15 protein-coding genes and 2 pseudogenes are annotated in these 16,454 nt (G+C 64.2%); 7 read left to right on the forward strand and 10 right to left on the reverse strand.

Going from position 1 to position 16,454, the window contains the following annotated elements:
• The first annotated feature begins 272 nt into the window (after window positions 1-272).
• From MRBLMD1_RS11645 to MRBLMD1_RS11665, 5 genes are all read left to right on the forward strand, one after another.
• Window positions 273-1,493, forward strand: coding sequence for an ABC transporter substrate-binding protein (locus MRBLMD1_RS11645; protein ID WP_364399613.1), 1,221 nt, complete (start codon window positions 273-275; stop codon window positions 1,491-1,493).
• Window positions 1,483-2,421 carry a carbohydrate ABC transporter permease gene (locus tag MRBLMD1_RS11650; RefSeq protein WP_364399616.1) on the forward strand — a complete coding sequence of 313 codons (939 nt, stop codon included), beginning with the start codon at window positions 1,483-1,485 and terminating at the stop codon, window positions 2,419-2,421. The genes MRBLMD1_RS11645 and MRBLMD1_RS11650 overlap by 11 nt, the downstream gene beginning before the upstream one ends.
• Window positions 2,418-3,326: a carbohydrate ABC transporter permease gene (locus MRBLMD1_RS11655; RefSeq protein WP_364399618.1), complete on the forward strand. Its 909-nt coding sequence runs from the start codon at window positions 2,418-2,420 to the stop codon at window positions 3,324-3,326. Before MRBLMD1_RS11650 ends, MRBLMD1_RS11655 begins: the two co-directional genes overlap by 4 nt.
• Before the next feature lie 33 nt (window positions 3,327-3,359).
• Complete coding sequence (locus tag MRBLMD1_RS11660; RefSeq protein WP_364399621.1) at window positions 3,360-5,480, forward strand: beta-galactosidase; 2,121 nt, start codon at window positions 3,360-3,362, stop codon at window positions 5,478-5,480.
• 121 nt (window positions 5,481-5,601) lie between these two features.
• Entirely contained in the window at window positions 5,602-6,087 is a 486-nt protein-coding gene (locus MRBLMD1_RS11665; RefSeq protein ID WP_328699867.1) for a ParB family protein, read from the forward strand.
• 114 nt (window positions 6,088-6,201) lie between these two features.
• On the opposite strand, the gene MRBLMD1_RS11670 is transcribed toward MRBLMD1_RS11665, so the two are convergent.
• Window positions 6,202-6,780: a DoxX family protein gene (locus MRBLMD1_RS11670; protein WP_201302463.1), complete on the reverse strand. Its 579-nt coding sequence runs from the start codon at window positions 6,778-6,780 to the stop codon at window positions 6,202-6,204.
• A 251-nt stretch (window positions 6,781-7,031) separates the two neighbouring features.
• Here MRBLMD1_RS11670 and MRBLMD1_RS11675 point away from each other — a divergent pair, with 251 nt between their 5' ends.
• A complete protein-coding gene (locus tag MRBLMD1_RS11675; protein ID WP_364399625.1) occupies window positions 7,032-7,289 on the forward strand; it encodes a hypothetical protein in 258 nt (85 codons plus the stop codon).
• Window positions 7,290-7,310: 21 nt separating this feature from the next.
• Here MRBLMD1_RS11675 and MRBLMD1_RS11680 read toward each other — a convergent pair whose 3' ends face one another.
• Together MRBLMD1_RS11680 and MRBLMD1_RS11685 are read right to left on the reverse strand one after the other, a co-directional pair.
• Window positions 7,311-7,622 (reverse strand): CHY zinc finger protein, encoded by a 312-nt coding sequence (locus MRBLMD1_RS11680; protein ID WP_224025966.1) that lies wholly within the window; start codon window positions 7,620-7,622, stop codon window positions 7,311-7,313.
• Window positions 7,623-7,636: 14 nt separating this feature from the next.
• Complete coding sequence (locus MRBLMD1_RS11685) at window positions 7,637-8,302, reverse strand: biotin transporter BioY (protein ID WP_364399628.1); 666 nt, start codon at window positions 8,300-8,302, stop codon at window positions 7,637-7,639.
• 363 nt (window positions 8,303-8,665) lie between these two features.
• Here MRBLMD1_RS11685 and MRBLMD1_RS11690 point away from each other — a divergent pair, with 363 nt between their 5' ends.
• Entirely contained in the window at window positions 8,666-10,321 is a 1,656-nt protein-coding gene (locus MRBLMD1_RS11690; protein WP_364399631.1) for a phosphodiester glycosidase family protein, read from the forward strand.
• 120 nt (window positions 10,322-10,441) lie between these two features.
• Here MRBLMD1_RS11690 and MRBLMD1_RS11695 read toward each other — a convergent pair.
• From MRBLMD1_RS11695 to MRBLMD1_RS11725, 7 genes and pseudogenes are all read right to left on the reverse strand, one after another.
• Window positions 10,442-10,564 (reverse strand): annotated as a pseudogene (locus MRBLMD1_RS11695) (gfo/Idh/MocA family oxidoreductase); the annotation flags it as partial.
• A 177-nt stretch (window positions 10,565-10,741) separates the two neighbouring features.
• Window positions 10,742-10,879 (reverse strand): annotated as a pseudogene (locus tag MRBLMD1_RS11700) (gfo/Idh/MocA family oxidoreductase); the annotation flags it as partial.
• A 63-nt stretch (window positions 10,880-10,942) separates the two neighbouring features.
• Window positions 10,943-11,938 carry a carbohydrate kinase family protein gene (locus MRBLMD1_RS11705; RefSeq protein WP_275180008.1) on the reverse strand — a complete coding sequence of 332 codons (996 nt, stop codon included), beginning with the start codon at window positions 11,936-11,938 and terminating at the stop codon, window positions 10,943-10,945.
• Between the two features lie 46 nt (window positions 11,939-11,984).
• On the reverse strand, window positions 11,985-13,046 hold the full coding sequence (locus tag MRBLMD1_RS11710; protein WP_364399637.1) for an NAD(P)-dependent alcohol dehydrogenase: 1,062 nt from the start codon (window positions 13,044-13,046) through the stop codon (window positions 11,985-11,987).
• 31 nt (window positions 13,047-13,077) lie between these two features.
• Entirely contained in the window at window positions 13,078-13,995 is a 918-nt protein-coding gene (locus tag MRBLMD1_RS11715; RefSeq protein WP_364399640.1) for a carbohydrate ABC transporter permease, read from the reverse strand.
• Window positions 13,992-14,960 carry a carbohydrate ABC transporter permease gene (locus MRBLMD1_RS11720; RefSeq protein WP_364399642.1) on the reverse strand — a complete coding sequence of 323 codons (969 nt, stop codon included), beginning with the start codon at window positions 14,958-14,960 and terminating at the stop codon, window positions 13,992-13,994. The genes MRBLMD1_RS11715 and MRBLMD1_RS11720 overlap by 4 nt, the downstream gene beginning before the upstream one ends.
• Window positions 14,961-14,986: 26 nt before the next feature.
• Window positions 14,987-16,333, reverse strand: a complete 1,347-nt coding sequence (locus MRBLMD1_RS11725; RefSeq protein ID WP_364399645.1) for an ABC transporter substrate-binding protein — start codon at window positions 16,331-16,333, stop codon at window positions 14,987-14,989.
• Window positions 16,334-16,454: the final 121 nt, after the last annotated feature.

Consider the following 16,454-nt stretch of genomic DNA (forward strand, 5'->3'; position numbering starts at 1 on the left):
CTGGCCAGCTTCACCACCTCCCGTAAGAACGAACACCACCCACGTTCACTGGCGCAGCGGCGCGCCAACCTTACGGGCGAACTGCCGCACCCACGTCACCCTCCCAATAGAAAGCAGAAGTCATGTCACGAGATATTTCACGTCGCTCCATCCTGGCCGCGTTCCCTTTGGCTGCCTTAAGTGTTAGCGCTCTCACCGCTTGTGGCGGTGGGACGTCCCCGGCGTCGGGCGGCCCCTCCTCCCCTGTATCCCAGGCTGATATTGATGCGGCAATGAAAAAGGACACGAAGCTGACCTTCTGGACGTGGGTGCCGGACATCCAAAAAGAAGTCGACCTGTTCCAGGCCAAGTACCCTGCCGTCAAAGTCGAGGTAGTGAACGTCGGCCAGGGCGGAGCGCACTACCAGAAGCTGCGGGCAGCGATACAGGCTGGAAAGGGTGCACCGGACGTGGTGCAGATGGAGTTCGACAAACTTCCTTCGTTCACCCTTACAGACAACCTGTTGGACCTGTCCCCGTACGGCATCGGTGACCTGAAGGCCGACTACCCGGCCTGGGTTTGGGACGGCGTGACGCCCGGCGGCAAGGGTATCTACGGCGTTCCGCAGGACACCGGCCCCATGGGGATGCTGTACCGCGAGGACCTGTTCACGGCCGCCGGAATCGCCATCCCCAAGACGTGGGACGACTTCGCGGCCGCAGTTTCGAACTATCGGGGCAAGAACCCATCGAGCATGCTCGTGAACTGGGCACCCAGCTCGGAGGCGAACATGCTGGGCCTCTTCTGGCAGGCCGGGGGCCGGCCCTTCTCATACGACGGAACAAAGAATGTCAAAATCAACCTCACCGGCGACGCCGCGTGCAAGAAGGTCACCGCCTACTGGAACGATCTCTTCCGTTCCGGGAACATCGGTAACGAGCCCGACTTTGCCGACGCCTGGTACCAGGGCCTGAACAACGGAAAGTACGCGGCATGGCTGACAGGTGCGTGGGGCCCGGTCTTCCTGCAGGGAACCGCGAAGAGCACGGCCGGCAAATGGCGCGCCGCACCACTGCCGCAGTGGGACCCCTCGAAGCCCGCCAGCGGCAACTACGGCGGTTCAACCGACGCCGTCCTGAAGTCAAGCGAGAACCCCATTGCCGCTGCCATGCTGGCCCGCTTCGTCAACACGGATGACAAGGCGGCACTGACCCTGGCCAACGAACAGTTCCTGTTCCCGCCGTCGACGAAAACCCTCAAGAACCCCGCCTTCGCGGATGCCGCAGCAAGCTTCTACGGTGGCCAGAAGGTCAACAAGGAGTTCACTGACATCGCTTCGACTGTGCAGGAGGGCTTCCAGTTCCTGCCATTCAACGACTACGCCGCCAGCAGCTACGACAAGACCATGGGCAAAGCCATCGGCGACTGGGGCGATCTCAACGCGGCCTTGTCCGCTTGGCAGGATGACCTGGTGCAATACGCCAAGGGACAGGGCTTCACCGTTGCAAGCTGAAACCGCTCCCCGGCAAGCACAGCGGACCCCGCGCAGGAAGACGGCGAACATCGCGCGGCGGCGACAGTACGTGGCAGCCTACGCGCTGTCCATGCCCTTCATGGCCACCTTCATTCTGATGGTCGCGGTACCTCTCGGCTATGCAGGCTATCTCTCCCTCTTCAAGAAGCAACTCATCGGAGGCATCTCGTTTGTCGGCATGGACAACTACGCCCGCGCACTGACTGACCCGTCCTTCCTGAGTGGAGTCGGCCGTATGGCGCTGTTCCTTGTCATCCAGGTTCCGGTCATGCTTGGCCTGTCGCTGCTCTTCGCCCTCATCCTGGACAGCGGGATGCTGCGCCTGCAAAAGTTCATTCGTCTCGGGGTGTTCCTGCCGTACGCGATTCCCAGCGTGATCGCCACACTGATGTGGGGTTACCTTTACGGGAAAGACTTCGGCCCCTTCGCGCAACTGGCCAAGTCGCTTGGGCTTCCGGCGCCGGATTTCCTCGCCGGGGGTAACGTCCTTTTCTCGATCATGAACATCGTGACGTGGGGATTCGTCGGTCACAACATGATCGTGATGTATGCGGCCCTCAGGTCCATCCCCGCCGAACTGTACGAGGCGGCACGGGTCGACGGCGCCAGTGAGTGGAGGGTGGCGTGGTCCATCAAGATACCCGCCATCAAAGGTGCCTTGCTGCTGACCACGATCTTCTCCGTCATCGGATCATTCCAGCTCTTCAATGAACCGAACCTCCTGCGGGTGATCGCCCCCGCAGCCATCGGTCAGGATTACACGCCGAACATGTACGCCTTTCAGCTTTCCTTCGTCAACCAGGATGCCAACTATGCAGCGGCCATCGCCTTCCTGCTTGGAATCGTGATCATGGCCGTCAGCTATGGGGTTCAACTGACCGCGAACAGAAGGGAAAAGGCATTATGACGGCTACAGTCGCCGACCGACCCGCAACAGGAACCCAGACTACGGCGCCGGCGCGGCGCAGACGATCGGGCCGGAGCACGCTCCTGACCGTCGCCATGCTGCTGTGCCTGGTCTATTTCCTCCTGCCGATCTTCTGGCTCGTCGTTGCCTCCACGAAGGCAAACGAAGACCTGTTCAGCAGTTTCGGCCTCTGGTTCTCCCACATGAACCTGGCCGAAAACCTGCACAATGTCTTCACCTTCCAAAACGGCGTCTTCATCCACTGGATGATCAACAGCCTGGTCTACGCCGTCGTCAGTGGCCTGGGCGCATCATCTCTGGCTACTGCCGCGGGGTATGCCTTCGCTAAATACAAGTTCCCCGGTGGTGACGCGATGTTCACCCTCGTGTTGGGCGCCGTGATGATTCCCATGACGGCCCTCGCCATCCCCACGTACTTGCTCTTCGCCGGGGCAAACCTGACCAACACCCCCTGGGCAGTAATCCTGCCGTCCCTTGTCAGCCCGTTCGGCGTCTACCTCATGAGGGTCTACGCCGCCGACGCAGTCCCGGACTCACTCATCGAAGCCGCCCGCGTCGATGGGGCGGGTGAAATGCGCATCTTCTTCCAAATCGTCCTCCGGCTCCTCGTACCCGGCTCGATCACGGTGCTGCTGTTCGCACTCGTCGCCTCTTGGAACAACTACTTCCTCCCCCTGATCATGCTCAACAGCCCTGAACTGTTCCCTCTTCCGGTCGGACTTGCCCAATGGCAGGCAGCATCGGCAGCCGGTTCCGGATCCCAGGCGCTGTTCTCCACCGTCATCACCGGGTCACTGGTTTCGGTACTCCCCCTCATGGCCGCGTTCCTGTTCCTTCAGCGGTATTGGCAGTCCGGCCTCGGCACCGGTGCCGTCAAAGCGTGACGCACCCCTCCTCCTCCACGAAAGTTAAAATCCATGACTGAACGACCCCGCAAAGTACTCTTCGGCGCCGCCTACTACCACGAATACCAGCCCTCCCCCCGCCTCCAGCAGGACCTCGACCTCATGGCAGCGGCCAACATGACCGTCATCCGCGTTGGTGAATCCACCTGGTCCCAATGGGAGCCCGAGGACGGCAAATTTGCCCTGGAATGGATGGCCCCGGTCCTGGACGGAGCCCACGAACGCGGCATCTCCGTGGTCTTGGGTACGCCGACCTACGCCATTCCGATGTGGCTTGCCCGCCGCTACCCGGAAATCGCGGGAGAGCCGAAGACCGGCCAGCAACTGGGATGGGGTGCCAGGCAGGAAGTGGACTACACCCATCCCGCTTTCAAATTCCACGCCGAACGGATCATCCGCAAAATCGTCCAACGCTTCGCGACGCACCCTGCGGTAATCGGCTACCAGGTCGACAACGAGCCGGGCCTCCTCGCATTCCACAACCGCGGCGTCTTCCAACGCTTCACAGACGAACTCCGGCACCAGTACGGAACGGTGGAGAACCTCAACAAGGAATGGGGCCTGGTCTACTGGTCCCATCAGCTCTCCACGTGGGCGGACCTCTGGACGCCGGACAACAACGCCCAACCGCAATACGATCTGGCCTGGCGCCGGTTTCAAGCGCGGCTCACCACCGAATTCCTTCAATGGCAGGCCGCCATCGTGAGGGAGTACTCCACCCCGGAGCAGTTTGTCACCACCTGCATCGCGTACGACCGTCCCTCGCAGCACGATCAGGACATGACCCGGGATTTCGATGTCACGGCAGGTAACCCCTATTACGCCATGCAGGACGCGTTCGCCATCCCGCCGTCGAAAAGCTCACCCCAGGGGTGGGCGACCAGCGGCGCCTGGACGCTCTTCCAGAGCGGCGACCGTATGTACTCATCCAAACAGGCACCTTTCCTGGTTACCGAGACCAACGCAGGCGCAATCGGCGGGTCAGCAATGCAGTACCCGGCGTTTGATGGGCAGTGGCGACAGGCTGCTTATGCGTTCATCTCGCGGGGCGCCGAAATGATCGAATACTGGCATTGGGCCACCAACCACTACGGCGCTGAAACCTACTGGGTTGGTGTCCTTCCACACGACCAGAAACCCGGACGCGTCTATCGGGAACTTGCCCAGCTCGGAGCCGAGCTCAAAACTGCAGACAAAGCCCTGGTCGGCCTCACACCGGATGCGAAAGTGGGCATGATCTACTCCAACGACTCCAAGTGGGGCCTGGCCGGCCAGCCCTGCTTCCTGTCCGAGCCGCCCATGACGGGAGACGAACGCTCCTACCAGAAGATCTTCGAAGCCTTCTACCAGGGTGCCTTCCGGGCGGGAACTCCCGTTCGGATCCTGCACGACCGCCAGATGACCGGCACGGAGGGCCAGAGAATGGACCCTGCCCACGTGGCTAAGGAACTGCCAGTCCTGATTGCCGCGGGCCTGTACATTTCGGACGACGAACTCCTGGACTGGCTGCGGGCTTACGCCGAAGCCGGCGGCCACCTCGTATTGGGAATGCGCACCGCATACGCGGACCATGAAGCCCGGGCCCGGCTCGAAACCAAACCTTCCCGCCTCGCCGAACAAGCAGGGGTCAGCTACCAGGAATTCTCGCAGCTCGCCGACCCGCTCAAACTGGAAGCGGCAGAAGGATTCCATCTTTCAACGGGAAGCCTCGCGACCCAGTGGATCGACTACCTCGAGCAGCAGAATGGCACAGCCCTTGCCTTCTACGTCCATCCGCAATTCGGCCGCTACCCTGCCATCACCACGACGACGGCGGGGGCCGGCAGGATCACTAGCGTCGGCACGTTGCCCAATACGGAACTTGCGGCGGACCTGATGCGCTGGCTGGCCCCGGAAAACGCCTCAGGCTGGGAAGACTTGCCCGAGACTGTCACCGTCCACTCCGCGACAAGTGCTGACGGCGGCCGTCTCCACTTCGTGCACAACTGGGGCTGGGAACCAGCCACGATTGCCGCGCCGGCTTCCATGGACGACCTGCTAGATGCGAAAAAGACCAAACTCACCAAGATCGAGCTGGGGGCCTGGGACGTACGGGTCCTCCTTGAGGCCTCGAAGCAGGACGGCAAGGGCTAACTTGTCGGAGCATCGGGAGGCGGAGGGCCGGACACTCGGGTCCTCCGCCTTACGGGCCGTTCTTACGACCGGCTCTCAATCAAAAACTCACGATGGAGACCAATTGCCGACTACAGCACGCATGGCAGATGTGGCCGTGGCAGCGGGCGTCTCAGTGGCGACCGTTTCCAATGTTCTCAACCAGCCGGACGTTGTCGCTCCGGATACCCGCGAGAAAGTAAGGGAAGCGATGCGCGCCCTGCAATATACGCCGCCCGCCCAGGTGGTACGTCGTTCCGAGCAAGAGCCGGGGACACGCCACCCCAAACCTAACCCCGCGGGGGCGACCGAGTGGGGAACGTGTTCATTTTCAAAGGCGAAATCGGCTGCCCACATCAACCCATATTTCACCGCCGATCAGGCTGACCAGGTCCGGGCGGCCCTTCAGGCCGCCGGACCCGGGGAAGGGTACGCCTCGCTCTCTGATCTCGTGGTTGCCGCGACGATGGAGGAAGTCAAGCGACTCCAACGCAAATACAACGAGGGTCAGACCTGGCCCGGTATTCCTGCCGGAAAGCTCCGGCGGGGACGGCCCACCCTTGGTGAGGCTACGACGCGCAAGGAGTAGCCGTGACCTTCAAGAATCCAGTGCCAACCGGGCTGCCGTGCTGCCTGATAAGTACTGCAGCCGGATCACGCAGCGAGAAGGGAGGGGGCTGGCGTGGCGCACCGGCATGCTGGTTCAGGACGGTTGAGAGGACCCGTCCTCCGCCGGCGTGGCGCTCGAGGCAGGCGTGTGGTCTGCAGCAAGCGCCTGGCGGCGACGGTAAATCTGGATACCGATAGCCACCGGTATGGCAGTGACGGCGACTGCCCGCATCCACGGCCTGTCCAAAACATGACCGGTGAGGGCATCCAGGGAAACCCGCCCTGGTCCCCCGATCGCGAAGGACGTGGCCGCAAGCCCGAGCACTGCGGGGTATTCCAGGCCGCCGTCCATGGCGAAGAAGCCGTTCGGCGCGTGCACACTGGCCGCCACCCCCATGGTGGTAGCAGCGGCCGCTCCCGCCGCAGGCGTGGCGAACCCCAGGGCAAGCGCCAGCCCGGCACCGGCTTCACCGAGACCAGCCAGCATGGCACTGGTCTTCGCAGGGCGGAAGCCCATGGCATCCATGCCCTTGCTGGTCTCCTCAATACCGCCGCCGCCAAACCAACCGAAGAGTTTCTGCGACCCGTGTGCGACGAGCACACCGCCAAGCGCGGCACGGAACAGGGTACGGGCCGCCGTGGTGGCGGCCGGCGTTACATTTTCATTACTCACGCTGATGAACCCTTCGGTCAGTGGTGCGGGATCAAGCCTTGACGCCATTCTAGGACTCAGGAGACGGGGAATGCCGGGGACTGAGATAACGGCCCGGCGACCGCGGCGCACGTGACGGCTTTGTCATGGGCGAGGTGGCTGATGGCTGACGTGGCCGTAGTTGGAATCTTCGTGGCCTGCATGGGCTTCGTGTAGTGGATCGGTCAACTTTTGACTGGCGTCGCCGGGCAAGACGGAGCGTAGGGCGGACAGTGAATGCTGATGCGCTCAGGTGGCTGATCCTGCTGGCAAGACTGGGCTTGTTCGGCTACCTGCTGGCCAAGACCTTCCTCGCGGGACCTGCAGTCTTCATCCCCATCGGGGTCTATTTGGCCCTTGCCGTTGTGCTCGCGGTCAGGCCACCTACGTCCGGACTGGGCGCGGGTCTGCTTTTTGGCCTCGGGATTTTCATCCTGCTTGGCGGCGGGATCTGCATCATGGCCCTCTCGCAGATGAGTCGCCAGATTTGAATCCATCCCGGTTGCCCGGCGTTACGTCGTTTGGAAGTACAGGTGCGTGTGGGCGCCACACCGTTCGTTAAAACGCGCGCCGCAGTAGGGGCACGATGAGGTTGCCAGATAGGTATGGATGGACATCTCACCTTTGCAGACACCGCAGAGAACTGCCGGCTCGGACCACTCGTTCCGCGGCCACGTTTGGGCCCGGTGATCTGCCTCCTCATGGCATAGATGGCAGGGATAGTACCGACGACAGCACTTGAACTTGATCGCTATCACGTCTTCCTGGGTGTGGTAGTGAATGCAGCGGGTTTGGTCGTCCACGGTCCTGCCGAAGATCATCATGGGTCCGGCCCCGCTCACTTCACCCGGCGCACGAGGATGTCCGGGAAGGCTCGGTGCGCGGCCACCGCTGCTGCGGACGCCACCGCGTCCTTCACAATGTCGCCCGGGTAGAAGATCAGGTCACTGGCGAAGGCAGCCGGCCACGACAGCTTGAGGTTGACCATCATGCCGAGCACGCCGGGCAGGTGTGATGCCACCACGGTAACCACGACGGCGGAGAGGAAGAACCAGAGGCCGCGCCGCTTGGCCGGGACGCGCCGGATGACCTGCTCCGCGGCCATGCCGACAAGCAGGGCGGCGAGGATGAACCCCGCGATGTATCCGGCCGATCCGCCGGCGAGGACCTGCAGTCCCGCCCGGCCGCCGGAGAAGATCGGCAGGCCAGCGAACGCCAGGAGGAGGTACAGCGCTACCGCGGCTGCGGCACGCGGTCCGCCCAGGACGAGGCCGGTCACCATGATGGCCAGGGTCTGCAGGGTGATGGGCACCCCGAAGCCGCCGACAGGGATGCCCGGGACGATCGCCGAGGCTGCGATCAACGCGGCGAACACGGAAATAAGGGCCAGTGACTGCGCATCCCATATCCGGCGGGTCGTGCGGCGTCCGGTCCCGGCCGCGGGGCGAGGTGCCTGGGCCGGGGACTGGGACGGGGCCGGGCTCGGCGTCGCCGGTCGGGTCATGGTTCCTCCTGTGGTGTTGGACGGGGTCCTGCGAAGAAGGCTACACAGCCCTGCCTCCGGCCTTTTTGTAGCGAGGCCACCACCATGCCGGTGATCTTTGGACCAACCACTACAAAAGCGGACGGCCCGTCGAGCCGACACCGAAGGGCGGCGCTGGCCCCGGCCAGGAACTCATCGAAATCAACACCATCTGTGCCGACGCGTGGGGCCGCGTGGGGAGTCGAGGAACTTCATCGGCGTCACAGCCGCACGGAACATCCGGACACGGTCTTCCCAACGCGTGATGAACACTTGCCGAAAGCATGTTTAACCCCGGCGCGTGGGAGCCCGCTCTGACTTCGAGGCACCCTAATGTCGGTAACCATGATCACCCCCAATCAGCGTCACCGCCGTGCGGTCATCACCGCACTGGCCGTGTCCCTCCCCTTCGCCTTCCTCACCCCCGCAGGCCCCTCCACCGCGGCACCCACGGCACCGGCTCCCGATCAGAAGGCCGCCGCGCCGTCGTCCACCCACCTGGACCTCGGCGCCAAGGACCTCCCCGAGACCCGCAACGTAACCACCCTGGCCCCGGGCCTGACCCGGACCACAATCACCCGCGGCACCCCCAACCAGGACTTCTTCTGGACCGCCGAAGTCGCGGTCCCATCCACGTCGCCGGACCCTGACGCCCCCGCCTCCGCGCTGTCCACCCAGTCGCAGGCCCAGATGGTCGCCGCCAAGCTCAACGCCGCCGGCCTTACTGCCCGGGTCGAACACGTCCAGTCACCCCAGCTGGCCGACGCCGGCGGCGACCTCGGCTACCGGGTCCGCGTGGGCCAGTTCGGGTCCAAGGCCGACGGCTCCCCCACCGTCGACCAGATCAAGGCCACCGGCTACAAAGCCTCGGTGATCTACACAGGCTGGGACGGCGATGCCGGTACCAGCGAGGACGACCGCGGCCCCTGGAACCTGCAGGTCCTCACCATTGACCCGAAGGAATTCCACGGAGACCTCACCTCCTCCTTCGGCCCCAACCTCGAAGACCGCGAAGCGACAAGCCAGCTCTCCGCTGCTTCCGGTGCGCTGGCAGCGGTGAACGGCGGATTCTTCACCATGGACCCGGCAGCAGGCGCCCCAGGGGACCCAGCCGGAGCCGCAGTCCACGACGGGAAGGTCCTCAGCGAACCCGTCGGCGACCGGCCTTCCCTGGTCCTGGACAAGAACGGCACCACTATCGAGCGCCTGCACTGGCACGGCACCGTCACCGCGCCCGGCTCGGCAGAACTCCCCCTGCACGGGATCGACCGCGTGCCCGGGCTCATCCGCAACTGCGGCGGCACCGACGACACCCCGACCAACCTTCCGCTGCACGACTTCACCTGCACGGACGCCAACGAAATCGTCGCCTTCACCCCCGAGTACGGCCCCACCACCCCGGCCGGCCCCGGACTCGAGGCCGTCCTGGACGCGCAGGGCACCGTCACCGCGGTCAACCCCACCCGCGGCAGCGCCGTCCCCGCCGGCGGCCAGACCCTGCAGGCCATCGGTTCGGACGTCGACAAGCTCGCCGCCATGGCCGTGCCCGGCAAGAAGCTGAAAGTCGACACGGACTTGCTCACCGAAAATGGCAAAACCTTGACCACCACGCCGACTACGGACGTTGTCAACGGCGGCCCGACTCTGGTCCGGAACGGCCAGCTGGACGTCACCGCCAAGCGCGACGGCATGGTCCGGACCAACGACAGCAACAGCTTCTTCTACGGCTGGGTCCACAAGCGCAACCCCCGCACCTTCGCCGGCGTGGACGCCCAGGGCCGGACCCTGCTGGTCACCGCCGACGGCCGCCAAACCACCTCCTTGGGCCTGAGCCTGAACGAGGAAGCAGACGTGGCCAAATCGCTCGGCATGGTCAACGCCATGAACCTCGACGGCGGCGGATCCACCACCATGGTCGAGGGTGGCCAGGTCATGAACTCACCGTCGGACGCCACCGGCGAACGCCCCATCGGTGACGCGCTCCTGCTCCTGCCCGGCTGAAAGAACTAGATACACCAAGGGAGAGCGGCGCATGGATACATGCCCCGCTCTCCCTCTCTTTGCCCTGTCCCGCTGTCCGTACGGCCACGGCCGCCGGGTCGGGCGCGGTTGCCTGCTCTTTCAGATCTGAACGACAATCGATTTTGCGGCCGCTGATTCCTCGATGGCTGCCAAGACCCGCTGGACCTGCAACCCCTCCTCGAACGATGGTGACGGGGCTTGACCGTCACGTATGGCGCCCAGACCCAGGCCCGGCTGGGCTTCGGGAATGTAGTCGGCGTTCTGCCCGTCTTTGCCGGTGAAGATCGTGGGCTGGCCGACAGCTCCGCGTGGATGGTCGCCGAGACACTCAGGACCTTTGGTTCGCCCAGCAGGTGGTGCGCGTAGTCGAGGACGTGGATGCCAATCTCAGCCAGGGGGCTCCTCTTCCATCCCCGCCACGGCGAGGGTCTCAACACCGTGGATGCTGCTGTAGGCCTTCAAATGCTGTTGGCCTGCCCAGCCGATGCCGACGACACCGACCTTCAGTGCGGGGGTTTGTAGCTGCTCGGAGTTCACGAAAGATGGTTCCTTATCTATGACTGGCCGCAATTCTGTGTGGATGTGTCCTGGAGGGTGAAGTCACCGCACTGGTGCTGCGGCGGACAGCGGTCCCAGTTCAGTGGTATGGGGAGGGTCGGCTCCCGGCCGGGAGCAGGTGATCCCGCCGGCCCGGTTGGCATATGCGGCCAGGGCATGGAGCTCGTCCGTGCCCAGCGTCTGCAGGCGTTGTCTTCCGGCTGCCCCAAGCGTTCCGAGCTGGGCAAGGCCGGCGATGACAGCGGCCATGAAAGAGTCGCCGGCGCCCACGGTGTCAGCCACGGTGACGGGTTCTGCTTGCATTTCAATGCGCGCGCGCCGGGTGATGATGACCGGGCCAGCGGCGCCCCGGGTCAGGGCTGCAATGGACGGTCCCAGTTCCAGCCAGGCTGCAAGGCTTTCCTCCGGGCTGCGGTCGGGGTACAGCCAGGCCAGGTCTTCGTCGCTGGCCTTAACGATGTCGCTGGCCGCCACAAACCGTTCCGCCCGTGTACGAGCTGCGGTGACATCAGGGCTGATGGCCGGCCGGCAGTTGGGGTCGTAGCTGATCGTTGCCCCCTCCCCCGCCGCCTCGAGAAGGCCAAGGACGGCCTGGTCCCCTGGCCCCAGTAGAGCCCCAATTGATCCTGCGTGCACATGGGAGGAAGTCTCGACGGCGGCCAACGCAGGCAGTGTTGCCCCCGCCAGGTCCCAGCTGATGTCGAACGCATAAGCGGCGGCACCGCGGGCACCTAACGTTGCGGTGGCCGTCGACGTCGGTGCGCTGCCGCCCCTGATCACCGCGACGCCGTTGGACTGGAGGTGCTCTTCGATCATGAGACCGTACTGATCATCGGCGTAGTGCGTCACCAAATTGCTGGCAAAGCCCAAGCGGGCCACCCCGACTGCGACGTTGAGGGGACTCCCGCCCGCGTGGACCCGGGCCGGAGTTGTCCGTCCGGCTTCCCGGATGACGTCGACGAGCGATTCACCAATGACGGTGACGATGGCTCCCCGTTCAGCCGGTAGGCGCGCAGGTGTGGGTCCGGTATCGGTCATGGCTTGCTTCCTCGCAGTTCTCTTCATCAGTCCCGGGAGCATGGATCTAGCGGCCCGGGTAGACCACGGCTTTAAGCTGTCCACGCTGCTTGCCGGCCTTAAGTGCCTCTTCTGACTGGGCGAGGTTGAATTTGCCGGTGACCAGGATGTCCAGGTCCACTTTCCCGTCAGCAATCAGCTGGATGGCCAGCGGCCAGGTGTTGGTGTAGCGGAAAACGCCAGAGAGCCAGATCTCCCGGTTCTGGATGTAGGAGACGGGCAGCTCCACGTCGTCAGCTCCGAGCCCCACCAGGATGACGCGGCCGGCGGGTGCCACTGCCTTGATCCCGGCGCGGACCGCCTGGGGTGCGCCGGAGGCGTCAATGAACGCATCGACGTCGAGCCCTTCCACACTGTCGGTCTTCGCGTTGAGCGCGCGCGTGGCGCCGTGCTGGAGGGCGAACGCGAGCCGGTCCTCGGCGATATCGGAGATGTAGATTTCGGTGGCGCCGAAGGCGCGGGCGGCCTGGGCGGCGATAATGCCGATGGGCCCGGCTCCGGCGATCAGGACCCTGCTGCCGGGCTTGATCCCGGCGCGTTCGCAAGCCCAGAGACCCACGGAGAGAGGTTCGATCAAGGCGGCGGCCTCGTCGCTGACGCTGTCCGGGATGTCGTAGGCAAAGTCCGACTGGATGGTCACGTACTCGGCGAACGCGCCGTCGACCGGCGGGGTGGCGTAGAACTCGATGTCCGGGCACAGGTTGTAGCGGCCGGCCTTGCACTGCTTGCACGTACGGCAAGGCCGTTGGGGTTCGACGGCGACGCGCTGGCCGATGCGGGCGGGGTCAACGGAGCTGCCGACGGCGGCGATCCGGCCGGAGAGTTCGTGGCCCAGGATGAGCGGGTGGTCCACAACGTAAGGGCCGATCCGGCCGTGCTCGTAGTAGTGGACGTCGCTGCCGCAGACACCGACGGCGGCCACCTGCACCAGTACCTGGTCCGCATCGGGTTGCGGGAGCGGCAAGGTTTCCATGGACATGTCGCCCTGGCTCTTCAGGACGCTGGCCCGCATGGTCGCGGGCAGTTTCGCGTGGGCGTGGGGGCGGAACCGGGTTGTGGGAGTTGTCATCGGAGCGATCCTTTCGAAAGCGGCGTGCACGTTACTTGACAGCGCCCAGGGAGAGGCCCTGGACGAGTTTGTCCTGGGCGGCAAAACCGGCGAACAGCACCGGCAGGGAAATGACGACGGCGGCCGCGCAGACTTTGGCGAGGAACAATCCCTGCCCGGACACGAAGCCGGTCAGGAAGACCGGGGCGGTGCCCGCCACGACGCCGGTGAGGACGCGGGCAAGGAGCAGTTCGTTCCAGCTGAAGATGAAGCAGATCAGGGCGGTGGCGGCGATGCCCGGCATCGCGACCGGGGCGATGACCTTGCGCAGGATCAGCAGGAGGTTGGCGCCGTCGATTTGGGCCGCCTCCAGCATTTCTTCGGGAACTTCGGCGAGGAAGGACCGCATCATCCACACCGCGATGGGCAGGTTCATGGAGGTGTACATCAGGATCAGGAACCAGATATTGTCCAGTGCCCCTACAGTGCGGGCGAACAGGTAAAGCGGCAGGATCGCAGCCACCACGGGCATCATCTTCGTCGAGAGGAAGAAGAACATGACATCGGTCCACTTCTTCACCGGCCGGATGGAGAGTGCGTAGGCGGCGGGGATGGCCAGCACCAGGACCAGGACCGTGGACAGGATGGATGCGGTGGCGGAGTTGATCAGGGACGGCCACGGGCTGACGCCGGACGTCTCGCCGAAGAATTCCCGGTAGGCGTCCAAGGTCAGGCTTGCCGCGATCGACGGCGGATTGGTGGCCGCATCCGTCTCGGAGTGGAACGAGGTCAGGATCATCCACACCACGGGGGATGCAAAGAGCAGGGCCAGCAGCCACGCAGCGACACCGGCAGCGGTGTTGTTGCGCGTGGGGTCCATCCTCGTTTTACCGCGCTTGCGGTTACCGGTGGTCAGCGCTGTGGGGCGAGGTGGGGTGCTCTGCGATGCAGCAGGGGTATGGGTGCTCATCGTGCTGCCTCCTTCTTGAAGAGTGAAAAGACGGTGCGGAGTGCGAAGGTCGCCACGATGATGGTGCCGATGACCACCACGACGCCGGCGGCGGAGGCCAGGCCATATTCGTTGGCGTAGTAGAACGTCTGGTAAATGGCGTAGGGCAGGTTGGCGGTGCCCAGGCCGCCCGCCGTGAGGGTGAAGACGGAGTCAAAGTTCTGCACGATGTAGATGGCGCCGAGCAGACCGCCGAGTTCCAGGTACTGGCGCAGATGTGGCAGCGTCAGGTGCCGGAAGATCGCCCAAGGTGTGGCGCCGTCCATTTGGGCCGCTTCCACTGTGTCCATGGGTCGCGACTGCAAACCAGCGAGCAGGATGAGCATCATGAACGGCGTCCACTGCCATACGAGGGAGACGACGACGGCTGCGAGGGGTGCTTGGGACAGCAGGTCCAGCTGCGGGGCAGCGCTGCTGCCGAAAAGCGACCAGAGCCAGGTGAGGATGCCGTTTATCAGCCCGTAAGCGGGGTTCAGGAGGGCGTGCTTCCAGATCAGCGCGGCAGCCACGGGGACCACCAGGAACGGTGCGATCAGCAGGGTTCGTGCCAATCCCCTGCCCAGGAACTTCTTGTCCAGCAGCAGGGCCACGCCCAGCCCGATGAGCAGGCTGGCGAGCACCACAGAGACGGTGAGGACGATGGTGGTGAAGATCGCCTGCCGCAGGTCCGGGTCGGTGAGGACGGTGATGTAGTTTTCCAGCCCGGCGAAGGCCGTCTTGCTGGGGCTAAGGCTGTTCCAGTTCAGGAACGAGATGAACAACGTCACCACGAAAGGAAGCTGGGTTACCACGATGAGGAAGATCAGGGCCGGGAGCAGCGGCGCACGCCGTGCCCAGGCCATGGCGCGTTCACGGGATGGCGCACGTCGTATGGGTTTGGCTGCGGTGTGTCCCGGTCGGGAGATACGCGCCGTTGCGGTAGTCATGGGATTCTCCTGCGGTTCGGTTGGTGCTACTTGTACTTGTTGCCGATTTTTTGGGCGGCGTCCTGGCCCTTGGCCAAAGCGTCCGCCACCGTGCCCTGCCCCGCGATGGCGGAACTGACGCCCTGCGAAACGTTTGTGCCCAGGGCAGCGAACTCGGGGATGCCCACAAACTGGATTCCGACGGCGGGTCGCGGCTGGGTGCCCGGGTTCTTGGGATCGGCGTTCTCGATGGCGAACCGCTCCGCGGTGAAGAAGGGGGCAGCCTTCTGGAATTCCGCATTTTCATAGGTGGAGACGCGTTTGCCGGAGGGGACTTTGGCCCAGCCGAGCTTGGACGCCACGAGATGTTCGTACTCTTTGGAGCTGGCCCAGGCCACGAACTTCCCGGCGGCATCCTGTTTCCTGGAGGCGGCCTGCATGGCCCAGGACCAGGTCCAGAGCCAGCCCGAGGACTTGGTCTCCTTAATGGGAGCCTGGGCGTAGCCGATTTTGCCTTTGACCGGAGAGGAGTCGGCTTCAAGGGCACCCGCGGCCGAGGTTGCGTCGTACCACATGGCCGTTTTGCCCTGGCTCATGTTGTTCAGGCACTCGGTGAAGCCTGCCTGGGCGGCTCCTGCTTCACCGTGTTGGCGGACCAGGTTGGTGTAGAACTCGGTGGCGGCGGTGAACTCCGGGCTGTTGACCTGGGCATTCCAGTCCTTGTCGAACCAGGTGCCGCCAAAGGTGTTCACCACTGTGGTCAGGGGCGCGAAGACCTGGCCCCAGCCGGGCTGGCCGCGCAGGCAGATGCCTTTCATGCCGGGTGCTGCGCCGTCTACTTTCGCCGCGATTTCGGCCACTTGGTCCCAGGTGGGTTTGTCGGGCATGGTGAGACCTTTGGCCTCGAGGATGTCCTTCCGGTACATCAGGAAGGACGATTCACCATAGAACGGTTCGCCGTAGAGCCTGCCGTCCGTACCGGTGAGGGAAGCAGTGTAGGCGGGGAGGATATCCGCCTGGTCGAAGCCGGGGTCCTTGGCCACGCTGTCCAGCGGTGCCAGCCAGCCGTTGGCGGAATAGAACGGGATTTCGTAGTTGGACAGCGATGCGACATCGTATTGACCGGCCTGGCTGGAGAACTCCTGGCTGATCTTGGCCCGGACGTCGTTCTCCGGCAGGATCGTGAAGTTGACGTTGATGCCGGTTTCTTTGGTGAAGTTGTCTGCGGTGAGCTTCTGCAGGTCCTCCATTTGGGGGTTGTTGACCATCAGGACGTTGATGCTGTTGGGGTTGCCGGCGGAATTGCCTCCGCCGGCACCCGCGCAGGCCGTGGCGCCCAGAGCGATGCAGAGGGCTCCGGCGGACAGGACGGCAGCGCGCGTTTTCGGGCGCATTAAGGACTCCTTTGTTCTTCAGGAAGATTCAGGGCAGATGCACCCGACTGCTGCGTCAGGGTGCCGGTCTGGTGTGCGGCCAGCTTCCGGGATCCCGGTGGCGTGCTCTTGTTCCTCAACA

It is taken from the genome of Pseudarthrobacter sp. LMD1-1-1.1, assembly GCF_040676255.1.
Taxonomy (GTDB): domain Bacteria; phylum Actinomycetota; class Actinomycetes; order Actinomycetales; family Micrococcaceae; genus Arthrobacter.